Source organism: Streptococcus cuniculi, from assembly GCF_004570575.1.
Taxonomy (GTDB): Bacteria; Bacillota; Bacilli; order Lactobacillales; family Streptococcaceae; genus Streptococcus; species Streptococcus cuniculi_A.
On the sequence record NZ_SPPD01000004.1, the window covers coordinates 121,323 to 137,448 of the forward strand.

Below are 16,126 nucleotides of genomic sequence, written 5' to 3' on the forward strand. Positions count from 1 at the left end.
AGTATCTCCATTCTATCATATTTATGAAAAATTTGCATGAGGCATTCGGTTTCTACTGATGTAAAAAGGATTGAAAACTCGCTTCAAATATGATACCATGAGAGGTATTATTCATTGTATAGTGAATTGAATAAAGATTAGGATATCGTTCAGTCGCTGTGATGAACGCCAGTCCTATCTGCAGCTCCTTGCCTTGTCCTATTCCTTGAACAATCTACTATAAAAGGAGACGATATGTTAATCAAAGCGATTATGAAATACAAATGGTATGCCTTGGGCTCCATATGTATGGTCATTTTATATGTTAGTAGTAGCTTGTTGCAGCCTCGTTTTTTACAAAGTGTCTTAGCGGCTGTAGCAGAAAACAACCAAGCAGGCATCTATCAGCTTGGCGGCTGGTTGCTGGGGATTGCGGGGCTGGGTCTGTTTGCAGGAGCCATCAATACGGTCCTTGCAGCCTACATTGCCCAGTCTGTATCTGCAGATTTGCGAGAGAGTATGTTCAAAAAAATCCAGACCTTTTCCTATGCCAATATTGAGGAATTTAATGCAGGAAATCTGGTTGTGCGCATGACCAATGACATTTCTCAGGTGCAAAATTTGCTCATGATGTCCTTTCAGGTCTTGCTTCGTTTGCCCTTGATGTTTACAGGCGGCGTTGTCTTTGCCATCATGACCATGCCTTCCTTGTGGTGGATTGTGCTGTTGATGATTGTCTTGATTGGTGCCACTATGGCGGTAATTATGGGGATTATGGTGCCTCGTTTTGGGCGCTTCCAGCAACTGGTCGATAAGATTAATGCCATTGCCAAGGAAAATCTCCGCGGTGTACGGGTGGTCAAATCCTTTGTGCAAGAGAAAAATCAGGCGGAAAAATTTGAAAAAGTCTCGGATGACTTGCTGGATTTGAACCTCTTTATCGGGCGTGGTTTTTCCTTTTTAGAACCCGTGTTTATCTTGATTTCCTACCTTGCCATCTATGCGGCCATTTACTCGGTATATGGCATGTTGGGTCACAATCCAGAAGCGATCAATAAACTGGCTTCTTTTAACACCTATCTGATTCAAATTATGTTTGCGATTATCATGGTTGGCTTTATGGGAAGTAATGCCAGTCGTGCTATGATTTCTATCCGTCGGATCAATGAAGTCCTTACAGCAGAGCCGGCCTTGGCTTATCAAGATGTGCCAGACCAAGAATTGACAGGAACGATTCGATTTGACCATGTGACCTTCACCTATCCAAAAGATGAGCAGCCGACCTTGAAAGACATTAGTTTTGAGATTGAAGCAGGTCAAATGGTCGGTGTAGTCGGGGCAACGGGCGCAGGAAAATCAACGCTAGCCCAGCTCATTCCACGCTTGTTTGATCCTCAAGAAGGGCGGATTGAAATTGGCGGTGTGGACATTAAGACGGTCAGTCAATCCACTCTACGTCAGACTGTATCGATTATTTTGCAAAAGGCGATTCTCTTTTCAGGAACCATTGCCTCTAATATTCGTCAGGGTAAGCAAAATGCGGATGATACTGAATTAGAACGTGCCGCACGGATTGCGCAGGCCATGGAGTTTATCCACCGCATGCCAGACCGCTACCAAAGTGATGTCGAAGAACGGGGAAATAATTTCTCAGGTGGTCAGAAACAGCGGATGTCGATTGCCCGCGGTCTCGTAGCCAATCCTAAAATTTTGATTTTAGACGATTCCACATCAGCCCTTGATGCCAAGTCGGAAAAATTGGTTCAAGAAGCCTTGAATAAAGACTTGAAGGGGACAACAACCATTATCATTGCCCAGAAGATTTCTTCAGTAGTCAAGGCCGATACGATTTTGGTCTTGGATGAGGGACGTTTGATTGGACAAGGTACTCATAAAGAATTGGTAGCGACCAACAGCGTCTATCGGGATATTTTTGAAACCCAGAAAGGAAAGGAGGCCGAGTAGATGAAAACAGCACGTTTTTTGGGGAGCTATTTTAAACAATTCAAAGTATCCTTTGTCATTATCTTTCTAGCGATTCTCCTTTCGACCAGCATGCAGGTCATCGCTCCTGTCTATATGGGAAAAGCGGTGACAGAGTTGACAGAGTTGGCGCAGAAAATGGCAGCAGGCGACATCATCGATGCGGGGATCTTTTTTGCCACCTTGCGGAGTTTATTGGTGGCGGTGGTTCTGATGGCAGCGAGTGCGGTGACTTACGCTCTCTTGTTTACTAGAATCATTTCCCAATCGACCAACCAGATGCGTAAAGGCTTGTTTGGCAAATTGGAGCGCTTGACTGTCCGCTTCTTTGATCAACATCAAGACGGGGAGATTCTTTCTCGTTTTACATCCGATTTGGACAATATCCAAAATGCCTTTAACATGTCCTTGACAACGGTGGTAACTCAGTCGGTACTCTATATCGGAATTGTCATCATGATGTTTATCCAAAACAGTAAAATGGCGCTTGTCGTGGTAGCGACGAGTCCGATTGCCTTCCTCTTTCTGATATTTATTATCCGCATGTCACGAAAATATACGGATTTACAACAAAAAGAGGTCGGGCAGTTGAATGCTTATATGGATGAGCACATCTCAGGACAGAAGGCCATTATCGTTCAGGGCTTGCAAGAGCAGGTCATCGAAGGCTTTATGGAGCGTAATGCCAAGGTGCGAAAAGCCACTTTTAAGGGGCGTATTTTCTCAGGAATGCTCTTTCCGGTGATGAATGGTTTGAGCTTGGTCAATACAGCCATCGTGATTTTTGTAGGCTCTACCATTGCCTTGTCTGATCGTTACTTGTCAACAGCAGCAGCCTTGGGCTTAGTGGTCACCTTCGTCCAATATTCCCAACAATACTACCAGCCTTTGATGCAGGTCGCATCAAGCTGGGCGGAGATGCAACTAGCCTTTACGGGTGCGCACAGGATTCAGGAGATGTTTGATGAACCAGAGGAAATCCGTCCGCAACACGCGCCGGCTTTTACACAATTGACAGACAAGGTCGAGATTGATCAGGTTGATTTCAGTTATGTGTCTGGAAAACCAATCTTGAAACAGGTCAGTATTACCGCACCTAAGGGGCAGATGACAGCCGTTGTCGGGCCGACCGGGTCTGGAAAAACGACCATTATGAACTTGCTCAATCGTTTCTACGATGTAGACGGAGGAAGCATCCGTTTTGACGGGGTCGATATTCGGGAATTTGACCTAGATAGCCTTCGTCAGAATGTCGGGATTGTCTTGCAGGAATCTGTCCTCTTTTCAGGAACGATCCGGGATAATATCGCCTTTGGAGCAGGAGATGTTTCGCAGGAAATGGTGGAAACCGCTGCACGGGCGACCCATATCCACGACTTTATCATGAGCCTGCCAGATGCTTATGACACCTATGTCGACGATGAAAACAATGTCTTTTCAACAGGACAGAAACAGCTGATTTCAATCGCGCGTACCCTGTTGACGGACCCGCAAATTTTAATCCTAGACGAAGCGACGTCCAATGTGGATACCGTGACAGAAGCCAAGATCCAGTCTGCCATGGAAACAATTGCAGCAGGCCGCACCAGTTTTGTCATTGCCCATCGCTTGAAAACGATTCTCAATGCCGACCAGATTGTCGTTTTAAAAGACGGAGAAGTCATCGAGCAAGGCAGTCACCACGAGCTGCTCAAACTCGGTGGATTCTACGCAGAGTTATACCACAATCAGTTTGTATTTGAATAGATAAAACAGCACCTCTAGCAGTGCTGTTTTATCAATGTTTCAACGAAGTTTTCTATCCCACCAACATGACTAACAGAATAGAGCCGAAAATGGAAAGAGCAATGAAAATGTTTTTTAGTGTCCACAATTTTTATCTCTCCATCCTTTTTCATCATTTTTTACGAATATATAGTATAATGGTAGATAACAATTAGACTTTTAGGAGACAGACATGAAGCGACGTGGATTTGAATTGGTATCGCAATTTACAGATGAGGGCTTGTTGCCAAAGCGTGAGACAGCGCATGCAGCGGGTTATGATTTGAAAGTAGCAGAGCGCATCGAGCTTGCACCGGGTGAGATTAAGCTGGTGCCAACGGGGGTAAAAGCTTATATGCAAGAGGGCGAGGTTCTCTATCTTTACGACCGTTCATCCAATCCGCGCAAGAAAGGTCTGGTCTTGATCAACTCGGTTGGGGTCATTGATGTCGATTACTATGGTAACCCTGCCAATGAAGGGCATATTTTTGCCCAAATGCACAATATCACCAATGAGACCGTCATACTTGAAGTTGGCGAGCGGATTGTGCAGGCTGTGTTTGCGCCCTTCTTACTGGCAGATGGTGATGAGGCGACTGGCACCCGCACAGGCGGTTTTGGCTCAACGGGGAACTAAAGATGGCGAAGAAAAAAGCAACCTTTATCTGTCAGAACTGTGACTATCATTCTCCTAAATACTTGGGGCGTTGCCCCAATTGCGGAGCTTGGTCGTCTTTTGTAGAGGAGATTGAAGTCGCAGAAGTCAAAAATGCTCGCGTGTCTTTGATAGGAGAAAAAACCAAGCCCGTCAAGCTCAACCAAGTGACTTCTATCAATGTCGCGCGCACTGAAACGGACATGGCAGAGTTTAACCGCGTGCTCGGTGGGGGTGTGGTGCCAGGAAGTCTAGTTCTGATTGGTGGTGATCCAGGAATTGGGAAATCGACCCTGCTCCTACAAGTTTCCACTCAGCTGGCTAGTCGTGGGACGGTTCTGTATGTCAGCGGAGAGGAATCAGCCGAGCAAATCAAGCTGCGTAGCGAACGCCTCGGGGATATCGACAATGAATTTTATCTCTATGCCGAGACCAACATGCAGAGTATTCGGGCGGAAGTTGAGAAGATTCAGCCTGATTTTCTGATTATTGACTCCATCCAGACCATTATGAGCCCTGAGATTTCAAGTGTTCAAGGATCGGTCAGTCAGGTCCGTGAGGTGACGGCAGAATTGATGCAGATTGCCAAGACCAACAATATCGCGACCTTTATCGTGGGACATGTGACCAAGGAAGGGACGCTTGCAGGCCCTCGCATGCTGGAACACATGGTCGATACGGTGCTGTATTTTGAAGGGGAGCGCCAGCATACCTTCCGTATCTTACGTGCCGTGAAAAATCGTTTTGGCTCAACCAATGAAATCGGAATTTTCGAGATGCAATCAGCTGGATTAGTGGAAGTCCTTAATCCAAGTCAAGTCTTTTTGGAAGAGCGATTGGACGGCGCAACTGGTTCGGCTATCGTTGTAACCATGGAGGGTACGCGCCCCATTTTAGCAGAGGTACAAGCCTTAGTGACGCCGACCATGTTTGGCAATGCCAAGCGAACGACGACAGGGCTGGATTTTAATCGCGCCAGCCTCATTATGGCAGTTTTGGAAAAGCGAGCAGGTCTGCTCCTTCAAAATCAAGACGCCTATCTCAAGTCAGCTGGCGGTGTCAAGTTGGATGAGCCAGCGATTGACTTAGCGGTTGCGGTAGCCATTGCTTCTAGCTACAAGGATAAGCCAACCAACCCTCAAGAATGCTTTATTGGAGAAATTGGCTTGACGGGTGAAATTCGCCGTGTCAACCGCATCGAACAACGTGTTAACGAGGCAGCCAAGCTAGGCTTCACCAAAATTTATGCCCCTAAAAATTCCCTCATCGGTCTAGAAATCCCTGCAGGTATTATCCTCGTTGGTGTGACCACTATTGGTGAAGTCTTGCAGAAAGTGTTTGGTTAGTTTACACGAAAAATGTATAGAAGAGAAAAACTAGAGATTCTAAATGGGATGTCTGGCTTTTTGAGTAAATTTCTCCAAATTATTCGGAAGTGACAGAAGGAACCCGACTCACCAAGCCCGATGGCTGACAAATGTTCTGGAACATGATAGGCTAGTAGGAAAAGAAATGAAACCTATCTGATATTTGCAAAAGGAGTTTTCAACATGTCCTATTTTCAACAGTTTCTAAAAGCCAATCAGGCCCATGTCGATTTGCATGGTACGCATCATCTGCCCTTAAAACCTAAGACCAGAGTGGCAATTGTGACCTGTATGGATTCGCGTTTGCATGTAGCGCAAGCCTTGGGACTAGCACTTGGAGATGCCCATATCTTGCGGAATGCAGGCGGTCGGGTGACGGAGGATATGATTCGTTCGCTCGTTATTTCTCAGCAGCAGCTTGGCACGCGGGAAATCGTGGTTTTACACCATACGGATTGTGGAGCTCAAACCTTTACCAATGAAAGTTTTCAGGAGGATTTGCGGAAAACATTAGGTGTAGATGTGTCCCAGCAAGATTTTTTGCCCTTTACAGATGTAGAAGAGAGTATTCGTGAAGATATGGACTTGCTCCGCAAGTCGCCCCTGATTCCAGATGATATTAAGATTTCTGGTGCGGTCTATGATGTTGATACAGGACGTATGACAGAGGTTGTATAGTCATGGAGTATCTATATTGAGCAGGGGATTCATGCTTCTTGTTTTGTATTCAATGAAAATGGAACAATCATTTGATGTCAAGCTTGACAGGTTTTGAAGAAGGGTGTATAATTGTATTAAGTAAACAATACACAAGGAGGTTACATCATGGCTGATAACCGAATGAAGTATACGATTGATAGCAATATGCAATTTCCGCTAGTAGAGATTGCCTTAGAAAGAGGCGAGACTGCCTATATTCAGCGGGGAAGCATGGTCTATCATACCCCGAGTGTGAGCCTAAATACCAAGCTGAATGCACGTGGAGGCTCTGGTCTAGGTAAGCTCATGGGAGCGATTGGACGTTCTATGACATCTGGCGAGTCCATGTTTATAACAGAGGCAATGTCAAGCGCTGATGACGGTAAGCTAGCTCTGGCACCTTCGATGCCTGGGCAAGTCATTGCGCTTGAACTAGGTGCTAAACAATACCGCTTGAACGATGGTGCTTTCTTAGCCCTCGATGGTTCAGCCCAGTATAAAATGGAGCGCCAAAGCGTGGGTCGTGCCCTCTTTGGTGGTCAAGGTGGCTTCTTTGTCATGACGACAGAAGGAGAAGGGACCGTGCTTGCTAATGCCTTTGGTTCCATCAAAAAACTAGAATTAAAAGGTGGTAGTATCACGATTGACAATGCCCATGTAGTAGCTTGGAGCAGGGACTTGAACTACGATATTCACCTTGAAAATGGCTTCTTGCAGTCTATTGGTACGGGAGAAGGCGTGGTCAATACCTTCTCCGGTTACGGCGACATCTACGTTCAAAGTTTAAATATCGAAACCTTTGCCCAAGTTATCGGGAGCCACCTCATCACAGGTGGTGGAGACGGTGGAGGCAAGACTACACTACTCGATGCCTTTTTGTAGTGAAAATAACATGCAGTAAAAAGGAATTTCTATGATCTTATTTCCCGCGATAGCAGCTTTTCTTCCATATCATGGGGACAAATATATCGCGCCTGAAAAGGCGGGAGAATTGGAAGAGAGCATGCGTGAGATGAAACAAGTGGCGCAGGCTGCGCGTAAGGAATTTCAACAGTTAGTCCAAGCCTTCCATGCGTCTCATCCCAATCTTGACATGCACCGCCCGAGCCAGTGGATGAATCAGGCTCAGTATGCGCGTCCTCATTTTTGGACCTATCTTCAGGGAGAGGGTAGGGTTAGCGAGCCCATGTTTGCCCTGCGCTTGTATGGTCATCAAGCAGCCTATGGCATGTCGGTAGAGGTGAGCTTTATCGAACGTAAAAAGGATGAGGCAAGTCTCGTCAAGCAAAATCAAGTCTTACAGGTTGCAGTGGCAGATTCTGTCTATTACTTGGTACAGGCAAATGGAGAAAGTGAGCGGATAGAAGCTACAGAAGAAAATCGTCAGGTTCTTCTTGAACAGCTGGCACAAGATCAGATTCGGAAGGTCTTGGTCAAGATAGATGTTGATTTGACTCAGGCAGATAGTGTGGAAACTGTCCTAGCTCAGCTAGAATCGGCTTTTGAAACGCTACAGCCTTATTACCAAGCAACAAAATAACATGATAAGAAAGAATGAAGAAAAATCGTATATGATTTTTCTTCATTTTTAGTTGGATAGCGTATTCGTGCGGATTTCTACCACTTACCTTTCAAAATCGACCAGTTACTGAAATGGTCTTGCCTTTGTGTCAAATCTTGCTATAATGAGGTATAGCAAAACAAGGAGGGAGCTATGAAAATACGGATTGAGCTAGATGACGGCCTCGATGATGTGGAAGTGGTCATCAAGACAGCTCGTTTAACGGATCAAGTTGACCAGTTGCAACAACTGTTGTCCAAGATGAATCAGCCCTCCTTGGTCTTTTACAAGGATGCGAGCGAGTATTTCGTTAAATTAGAGGATATTTTATTTTTCGAGACAGATGGTGCGAAGATTTTTGCGCATTCAAGGACAGATGCCTACGAGGTCAAGTTAAAGCTCTATGAGCTAGAAGAAGTCCTACCGATCACCTTTTGCAGGATTTCCAAGTCCAGCATTGCCAATGTCAAATTAGTGTATTCACTCGATAAATCATTTTCAGGGACCAGTCGGATTCGCTTTGCGGACACGCACAAGGTGGTCCATGTGTCACGTCATTATTATCAGTTATTAAAAGAAAGATTGCAGGAGTTGAGGTAGTGCGATGAAAAAGTATGTATTAGGAATTGGCTTGTTAATCTTATCAGGCTTGATCTTGTTTCAAAATTATTTGCCACGGTTTGATGTTTCCATTTGGAAAATGGTCTGGCTTGTCGTGTTGACAGTAGGCTTGGTGAACGGTCTAGTGAGGAGAAGATTGTACGATAGTTTCTTTTTTGGAGCTTGGCTGTTTATCTTGCTGAACAAGCAGTATCATTTTTTAGCGGTTGATCCAAAAACGGTTATTGTCGGAGCCATCTTGGCCTGTCTGGGTTGCCACATTCTCTTTAAGCCCAAGCGGGGGAGTATTCGCTTTTTTGGAGATTTCAAGTCTGTCGTAAGTAGTGGAAAAGAAGCTATGGTCGAAGATGAAGACAGCATAGCCTTTGGTAGCTCGACCCGTTACATTCACGACACAAATTTTGTACGTGACACGATTGATGTCGCTTTTGGTAGTGCGACGATTTACTTTGACAATGCCGTTATGGCTGGTGAGGAGGCAACCTTTGTCGTTGATGCAGCATTTTCAACCGTTCGCCTCTATGTGCCAGATACGTGGCTGGTACAGGTCAAGGCAGATAAGGCCTTTAGCAGTATTCAGCAGGGGACTCCTCCAACCGTATTTGACAAGAAACTCTTAGTCGAAGCTGATTTGGCATTTTCGACCCTTGAAATTATCAGCTTATAAGAAATCAGCCCTTGTGGCTGATTTTTTAGCTCAAAGTGAGGGAGATGTGCTATAATAAGACTATTGAATGTTGACAAGGAGAGTATGAAATGACAAAATCCATTCGCGTGCGTTACGCACCAAGTCCAACTGGATTATTACACATCGGAAACGCGCGAACAGCGCTCTTTAACTACCTTTACGCTCGTCATCATGGCGGAACGTTTTTGATTCGGATTGAAGATACAGACCGCAAACGTCATGTTGAAGATGGTGAGCGTTCGCAAATGGAAAACTTGCGTTGGTTAGGGATTGATTGGGACGAAAGTCCAGAAACCCATGAACAATACCGCCAGTCAGAGCGTCTTGAAATTTACCAACAGTATGTCAATGAGCTCTTGGAGAAAGGTTTGGCTTACAAGTCTTATGTGACCGAGGAAGAATTAGCGGCTGAGCGTGAGCGCCAAGAAGCAGCTGGTGAAACACCGCGCTACATCAATGAGTACCTTGGCATGTCAGACGAGGAAAAAGCAGCCTATGTTGCAGAACGTGAGGCAGCGGGAATTATCCCAACGGTTCGTCTGGCTGTAAATGAAACAGGTGTCTACAAGTGGAATGACATGGTTAAAGGTGAGATTGAGTTTGAAGGTGGCAATATCGGTGGCGACTGGGTCATTCAGAAAAAAGATGGCTACCCAACTTATAACTTTGCCGTGGTCATCGATGACCACTTGATGGAAATCTCCCATGTCATCCGAGGAGACGACCACATCGCAAATACGCCAAAACAACTCATGGTCTATGAAGCCCTAGGTTGGGAAGCACCAGAGTTCGGTCACATGACCTTGATTGTCAACTCTGAAACGGGCAAGAAATTATCAAAACGTGACACTAACACGCTCCAGTTTATCGAAGATTACCGTAAAAAAGGCTATCTGCCAGAAGCAGTCTTTAACTTTATCGCTCTTCTTGGTTGGAACCCTGGTGGGGAGCATGAGATTTTCTCTCGTGAGGAATTGATTAACCTATTTGATGAACAACGTCTCAGCAAATCACCGGCAGCTTTTGACCAGAAAAAGCTAGACTGGATGAGCAATGAGTACATCAAAAATGCTGATTTTGCAAGGGTTTTTGAACTGGCAAAATCATTCTTGGAAGCAGCAGGTCGTTTGACAGAAAAGGCTGAAAAATTAGTGGAACTTTACAAACCACAAATGAAAGCAGTCGATGAAATCGTACCCTTGACAGGCCTCTTTTTTGAAGATTTCCCGGCCTTAACAGAGGCTGAACAAGAAGTCATGGCAGGAGAGACCGTGCCAACTGTCCTTACTGCTTTCAAGGAAAAACTAGAAGCGATGACAGAAGAGGACTTCAAGTCTGAAAACATCTTCCCGCAAATCAAGGCGGTTCAGAAAGAAACAGGTATCAAAGGGAAAAATCTCTTCATGCCGATTCGTATCGCGGTTTCAGGTGAGATGCACGGACCAGAATTGCCAGATACCATCTATCTGCTAGGCCGTGAAAAATCTATTCAACACTTGGATAACATGTTGAAAGAAATTGAGAAATAAAATGAAAAAGCTAAGGATTTTCCTAGGCTTTTTCTGCTATTTTCTCGTTTAGCTGTTTTAGCAACTCGGTCATGTTTTGAATTTGTTGTTCTAGTTGCTGGATGTGAGCTTTGCGCTCTGCGATTTCATCTTGCAAGACTTGGCGGTTTTCTAGCCATTGTTCTCTTGTACCGCACATGGTATCGTGCACTTCTTTCATACGTTTAATGGCTTTGATAGACAGTCCTAGCTCTCTTAAGTGGAGAATATTTTCCAAGTCCTTGCAATCTTCTTTGCTCCACTTGTAGTGGCCTTGGAAAATCGTTGGGGCAAGCAAACCTTTCGTGATATAAAAACGAAGTGTGTCTCGGCTGATATGGTAGGTTTGGGTGATTTGTCCAGTTTTCATTGCTGTTCCTTTCAAAAATGCTTGACAGGGACTTAGTCCCTCATGATTTAATGGCAAAAAAGGAGGAAGATATGTTTCAAATGTTCATCGGTTTGTATGTTTCTTTGCCATTTGTGATGGCTCTATCCATGAAAAATCAGCTTTCTACGGTTTGGCGGATTGTGTATGCTTTGCCAATGTTACTAGCGCTGTTAGCTGTTCTAGGGAGTGGCGACAAGGCTACCTGTCAAGGATTGTTGCTTGCTAGTCTTTTTCTTGCTTGGGTGATTCGTCCCTTGGGGGGAAAATTCGTCTTTGGGCAGGTTCATCTGTCTCATTTTCTCGTTCATGGCATCATTAGCTTGCTTCTTGTTTTTGGATTATTCTTTTTCTAAAAACAACCGCTCGACATACTCTTTTTGTCGTGGAATGACGAGGGCATGTTCTAGAAATGTAGGTAGATCTTTGCGTGCCACCCAGATGAAATCGGTTGTTTCTCCTTCTTGGAGGATAATACTGTCCTTCTTGCAGTTGACTTCTGCCCAATAGAGGTCGAAGATACATTGGTGTTTGTGCGCAACAAAGTGGTGGTGATGAATGAGCTGACTCGCTTTTAGCTGGATGCCAGTTTCCTCATGTACTTCACGAAGAGACGCTGTTTTAGGGTCTTCATCAAGCAGTACAGAGCCACCTGCTGTTGCTTCAAAATAGTTGGGAAAGGCGGGTTTCGTGCTGTCTCGCTGCATGAACAGAACGCTTCCGTCCTTGTGAGTAATGATACATTCAACGACCAAGTGATAAATGCCTTTTGGAATAGACTTGTCCCGCTCTAAAATGATGTCTATCTTCTCCCCAGTTTCTAAGTAAGCATTCCAATATTCTGTCAAGGTGATCTCCTTTCGTGTGTCGTTAAGACAAGATATAGTGTTGTTTACATTGTTTCAGAATGAGTCATCTACGATTTCTTCTATCGGGTGTTTCTCGGACTATGTGATGATTCCCTACTCTATCATTGATATACAAGATACAGATGTTGTCTTAGATAGACTGATTTAATGGCTGTTTCCAAAATAGGCAGGAGAATGCAACAAAAAATGAAAAGATTTGTTTTCTAGTTAATACAGGAAACAAATCTTTCTATACTACTTATCTTTAGTAACTTTCGTTGATGTACAATGACTTAATATAATCCACCTCGGAAAGCTTGGGCAATGCTATCGTATTCATAATCTGAAGTATCCACTGTCCATTTGCCTTTTTTGTTGGTCAATTTTAATCGGAGACCATTGCGATCGCTCAAATCGTCTGTCACTAAAGGAGTTGAATCTAATTTACTTGGAATTTGTTCCAATAGATATTTTTCAGCGGCTTTAACGGCGTCCCCATAGCTATTATAGTCATTCAAATGCTCTTTAGCAAACTTAGAAACAAGTTCATAGCTTTTCACATTCTTTAATCCAATCGTCTCAGGACGAACGTAGACTACTGCGCTATCTGGTAAAAATTCTTTTACTGTGTACGTAATCTTGGCGCGTTTTGCATTTGCCTGGATATAAGCTTCTACAAAGGTACGGAGTTCCGCCTCGGATGGCTGGTAGTTATTAAACTCACTACCAAACTTATCCATAAAGGTTTTTGTAAAGTCATTTCGATCTTTTTCCACATCATTTGCTAACGTGAAGCCAGACTCTGACTTTTTATCAGAACTTGAGTCCGAATCTTTTTCGTCTTCCTTCTCTTTTTTATCAGAAGAAGCTAGAGGAACAATCTCTGGATTTACTGACTTAGCGTCGACATTGGTAGCTCCACCTGTTGCTTCACCATTTAAAAATACACTAGTAATATATTCCTTAGCGAGTTCAACAACCTTTTCTTTCTCATCAGGATATTTAGATGGATCGATTTTGATTTTCACATCCTTAGCATCTTTCTTTTCTAGATAGAGAGGGGAGTAGTGTAGCTCATAGCTTTCATCTTTAGAATCCACTTCAAAGACCACATAGCCTGTTGTCGTTTTTCCCTCAGATAGACTTTCAAAGCCAAGGGTTTTAAACTTATTGTTTGAGTCGTAAACGTCTAATGACTCTGTTTTTTCATCATCAGAATTATAAAGAGTCACATTCGTTTTTGCAATATCTAATTTTTTAGTGCTTGTATTTTTTATTTCAAGATTCAAAGCTAGGTAGTTACCATCTGCAGCCGCATCAGGCGGAAGGACATACATTCCGTCTTTTACTCGAACCTCGACGTCACCATTACCAGCAGAATCGCCATCTGCAACCTTTTTAGAACCTGAACCACAGGCTACTAACACAGATGCAGCTACGGCTAGTGAAACATAGGTAAAAATCTTTTTCATCTATAAAAGCTCCTTTACTTTTCTACTCATATTTTATTATATTTCTCATCATTCGTCAATCCAAAACCGAAAATATTGTGGTTTTTTTCATACGCTGACCCGCATAACTAAGCAGTTTATTGGCTTTTTTGAAAAATATGGTATAATAGTAGTAACTTTGAAAGATGGAGTTAGATTTTGAAGAAAACGTATCGTGTGAAGCGTGAACGTGATTTTAACGATATTTTTACACAGGGCAAAAATGTAGCCAACCGGAAGTTTGTGATTTATCGATTGGCTAAGGAGCAAACGCATTTCCGAGTTGGTTTATCTGTCAGTAAAAAATTGGGAAATGCAGTGACGCGCAATAGAATAAAACGTAAAATTCGGCATGTTCTGATGGAATGCGCTCCTTATCTAGCAACAGATGATTTTGTAGTCATTGCTCGTAAAGGGGTCGAGGAGTTATCCTATCAAGAAATCAAGCAAAATCTTCTGCATGTTTTAAAATTAGCTAAACTATACCAGGAAGGTGTGTCTCTTGAAAAAGAAAGTTAAATGGGCTAGTTTGCTCACTTTATCCCTGCTTTTACTGACGGCTTGTGGCAGGGGAGATGTGACTAGCCAATCGACAGATGCTTGGGAACGATTGATTTATTGGTTCGCAAGTATCATCAAATTGTTGTCTATCAATGGACAGTTGGGAGTGGGGATTATTCTCTTTACTATCTTAGTCCGCACGCTCCTCTTGCCACTTTTCCAATTGCAGATGACCTCGTCTCGGAAAATGCAGGAATTGCAGCCTCAATTGAGGGCTTTGCAAGAGCAGTATTCAGGAAAAGATTTGGAGAGTAGGCAGCTTCTCGCGGAAGCAACGCGGAAGCTCTACAAGGACAATGATGTCAAAATGTCAGCGTCCATGATTCCAGTCTTTGTCCAAATGCCGATTTTGTTGGCTCTTTATCAGGCGCTTACAAGGGTGCCAGACTTGCGGGTTGGACAGTTCCTTTGGTTAAATCTTGGGGAGACCGATCCTTATTATATCTTGCCTGTTCTAGCCACTGTGTTGACATTCTTGAGTCTGTGGTTGAGCAATAAGGCTGCGCCAGAGCGCAATGGTGCTATGACCGTCATGATGGTTGCGATGCCACTGATGATCTTGATGTTTGCCCTAACAGCGGCAAGTGGGGTCACTCTGTATTGGACAGTATCAAATGCCTATCAGGTCTTCCAAATCTTGGCCTTGAACAATCCCTTTAAAATCATTGCGGAACGAGAAGCCAAAGTTGCAGCGGAGCGGGAGCGTCAAGCTAAAATCAGAAAAGCTCAGAAAAAGGCTCGGAAAAAGAAATAGGATATTAGGAGATAAAAGATGAAATTTACAGGAGCAACAGTAGAAGAAGCAATCCAGAATGGATTAGCAGAATTAAACATTCCTCGTAAGAGAGCACATATCACCGTACTTGCACGTGAAAAAAAAGGATTTTTAGGATTTGGGAAAAAGCCTGCTCAAGTCGACATTGATGTTATTGATGAAACCACGGTTGTTAAGGCTAATCAAAAGGCTGTTCGTGGTGTTCCAAGTGAGGTCAATGAGCTAAATGAGCCAGTTAAAAGTGTTTCGGAAGCAACAATTGACCTTGGGAAAGTGGTTGCAGCAGTCAAAGAATTTGAAAAAACGGGTCAGCATTTAGAAGATACAGTAAAGGCTAAAATCTTGAAAAACAAGAAGGATGCGAAGACCATTCTTGCTGAGACAGGTCGCATCGAGATTCTTAAAGACGAAGATATCGTAGCAGGAGCAGAGTTCGAAGCAGCTAAAGCTGAATCGTTTGATGACTTAGATATCAAGATTGAGCAACAATATGACATTGACCAAGTGGTAGCAGAAGTTTCTGCCTATATCCAAGAAATCTTAGATGATATGGATGTGGAAGCCCGTATCGAAACAACCCACAATCGCCGTACGATTAATCTCCAAGTGGATACTGATGAGCCAGGTCGTGTGATTGGCTACCATGGAAAAGTCTTGAAGTCCTTGCAACTTTTGGCGCAAAACTTCCTCTACAATCGTTACGAGCGTAATTTCTATATTACGATCAATGTCAATGACTATGTAGAACATCGGGCAGAAGTCTTGCAAGGATATGCGCAAAAGCTAGCTGAGCGGGTGTTGGAGGAACAAGAAGCCTACCATACAGATCCAATGTCTAGTAGCGAACGTAAGATTATTCACCGCATCATTTCCAAAATGGACGGCTTGACCAGCTATTCAGAAGGTAGCGAGCCAAACCGTTATGTGGTGGTGGACATTGAAGGAAAACATGATTAAAAATGGATAGATCGATCAGAGAAGTTTTCTCTGGTCTTTTCTTGAAAATTTCCATTTTTTCTCTCGCTTTTTCATGCAAATAGGTAAATTGTTGAAATTTAAAGACTTGACCAACCAGTAAGTGTCTAGAGTTTTGGGAAATCCGAAAAACTTAAATATATAATCGAAGAGAACTGAATAGGTTCTCTTTTTTCGTTGCTTAAAATTAGTGAAAGGACACAGGGCAGATGTCAAACAACATAG

General features: G+C 43.6%; 17 protein-coding genes. 14 read left to right on the top strand and 3 right to left on the bottom strand.

What is annotated here, in order from left to right:
- Nucleotides 1–234: 234 nt before the first annotated feature.
- The 10 genes from E4T82_RS04480 (at nucleotide 235) to gltX (ending at nucleotide 10,846) form a co-directional block, all read left to right on the top strand.
- Entirely contained in the window at nucleotides 235–1,944 is a 1,710-nt protein-coding gene (locus E4T82_RS04480) for an ABC transporter ATP-binding protein (RefSeq protein ID WP_135181668.1), read from the top strand.
- On the top strand, nucleotides 1,945–3,708 hold the full coding sequence (locus tag E4T82_RS04485) for an ABC transporter ATP-binding protein (protein WP_135181669.1): 1,764 nt from the start codon (nucleotides 1,945–1,947) through the stop codon (nucleotides 3,706–3,708).
- A 211-nt stretch (nucleotides 3,709–3,919) separates the two neighbouring features.
- Nucleotides 3,920–4,363, top strand: a complete 444-nt coding sequence (locus E4T82_RS04490) for a dUTP diphosphatase (RefSeq protein WP_135181670.1) — start codon at nucleotides 3,920–3,922, stop codon at nucleotides 4,361–4,363.
- Nucleotides 4,364–4,365: 2 nt separating this feature from the next.
- Nucleotides 4,366–5,727 carry a DNA repair protein RadA gene (gene radA / locus E4T82_RS04495; RefSeq protein ID WP_135181671.1) on the top strand — a complete coding sequence of 454 codons (1,362 nt, stop codon included), beginning with the start codon at nucleotides 4,366–4,368 and terminating at the stop codon, nucleotides 5,725–5,727.
- Nucleotides 5,728–5,931: 204 nt separating this feature from the next.
- On the top strand, nucleotides 5,932–6,426 hold the full coding sequence (locus E4T82_RS04500; protein WP_135181672.1) for a beta-class carbonic anhydrase: 495 nt from the start codon (nucleotides 5,932–5,934) through the stop codon (nucleotides 6,424–6,426).
- A gap of 147 nt (nucleotides 6,427–6,573) precedes the next feature.
- The gene (locus E4T82_RS04505) at nucleotides 6,574–7,329 is read left to right on the top strand and encodes a TIGR00266 family protein (RefSeq protein WP_135181673.1); all 756 of its coding nucleotides are present in this window, start codon (nucleotides 6,574–6,576) and stop codon (nucleotides 7,327–7,329) included.
- 31 nt (nucleotides 7,330–7,360) lie between these two features.
- Complete coding sequence (locus tag E4T82_RS04510; RefSeq protein ID WP_135181674.1) at nucleotides 7,361–7,987, top strand: ribonuclease P; 627 nt, start codon at nucleotides 7,361–7,363, stop codon at nucleotides 7,985–7,987.
- 174 nt (nucleotides 7,988–8,161) lie between these two features.
- Complete coding sequence (locus E4T82_RS04515) at nucleotides 8,162–8,608, top strand: LytTR family DNA-binding domain-containing protein (protein ID WP_135181675.1); 447 nt, start codon at nucleotides 8,162–8,164, stop codon at nucleotides 8,606–8,608.
- A 4-nt stretch (nucleotides 8,609–8,612) separates the two neighbouring features.
- A complete protein-coding gene (locus E4T82_RS04520) occupies nucleotides 8,613–9,296 on the top strand; it encodes a LiaF transmembrane domain-containing protein (protein WP_135181676.1) in 684 nt (227 codons plus the stop codon).
- 89 nt (nucleotides 9,297–9,385) lie between these two features.
- Entirely contained in the window at nucleotides 9,386–10,846 is a 1,461-nt protein-coding gene (gltX, locus tag E4T82_RS04525) for a glutamate--tRNA ligase (protein WP_135181677.1), read from the top strand.
- A 22-nt stretch (nucleotides 10,847–10,868) separates the two neighbouring features.
- Here gltX and E4T82_RS04530 read toward each other — a convergent pair whose 3' ends face one another.
- Nucleotides 10,869–11,234: a MerR family transcriptional regulator gene (locus tag E4T82_RS04530; RefSeq protein WP_135181678.1), complete on the bottom strand. Its 366-nt coding sequence runs from the start codon at nucleotides 11,232–11,234 to the stop codon at nucleotides 10,869–10,871.
- 71 nt (nucleotides 11,235–11,305) lie between these two features.
- Between E4T82_RS04530 and E4T82_RS04535 the strand changes: the two genes are divergently transcribed.
- Nucleotides 11,306–11,608: a hypothetical protein gene (locus E4T82_RS04535; protein WP_135181679.1), complete on the top strand. Its 303-nt coding sequence runs from the start codon at nucleotides 11,306–11,308 to the stop codon at nucleotides 11,606–11,608.
- On the opposite strand, the gene E4T82_RS04540 is transcribed toward E4T82_RS04535, so the two are convergent.
- Complete coding sequence (locus E4T82_RS04540) at nucleotides 11,594–12,100, bottom strand: NUDIX hydrolase (protein ID WP_135181680.1); 507 nt, start codon at nucleotides 12,098–12,100, stop codon at nucleotides 11,594–11,596. The genes E4T82_RS04535 and E4T82_RS04540 overlap by 15 nt on opposite strands.
- Before the next feature lie 293 nt (nucleotides 12,101–12,393).
- Entirely contained in the window at nucleotides 12,394–13,572 is a 1,179-nt protein-coding gene (locus E4T82_RS04545) for a DUF5105 domain-containing protein (protein WP_135181681.1), read from the bottom strand.
- Between the two features lie 177 nt (nucleotides 13,573–13,749).
- Here E4T82_RS04545 and rnpA point away from each other — a divergent pair, with 177 nt between their 5' ends.
- The 3 genes from rnpA to jag are packed head-to-tail and all read left to right on the top strand — an operon-like array spanning nucleotide 13,750 to nucleotide 15,883.
- Nucleotides 13,750–14,109 carry a ribonuclease P protein component gene (gene rnpA / locus E4T82_RS04550; RefSeq protein ID WP_135181682.1) on the top strand — a complete coding sequence of 120 codons (360 nt, stop codon included), beginning with the start codon at nucleotides 13,750–13,752 and terminating at the stop codon, nucleotides 14,107–14,109.
- On the top strand, nucleotides 14,093–14,905 hold the full coding sequence (locus E4T82_RS04555; protein WP_135181683.1) for a membrane protein insertase YidC: 813 nt from the start codon (nucleotides 14,093–14,095) through the stop codon (nucleotides 14,903–14,905). The genes rnpA and E4T82_RS04555 overlap by 17 nt, the downstream gene beginning before the upstream one ends.
- A gap of 18 nt (nucleotides 14,906–14,923) precedes the next feature.
- Nucleotides 14,924–15,883 carry an RNA-binding cell elongation regulator Jag/EloR gene (jag, locus tag E4T82_RS04560; RefSeq protein ID WP_135181684.1) on the top strand — a complete coding sequence of 320 codons (960 nt, stop codon included), beginning with the start codon at nucleotides 14,924–14,926 and terminating at the stop codon, nucleotides 15,881–15,883.
- Nucleotides 15,884–16,126 lie beyond the last annotated feature (243 nt).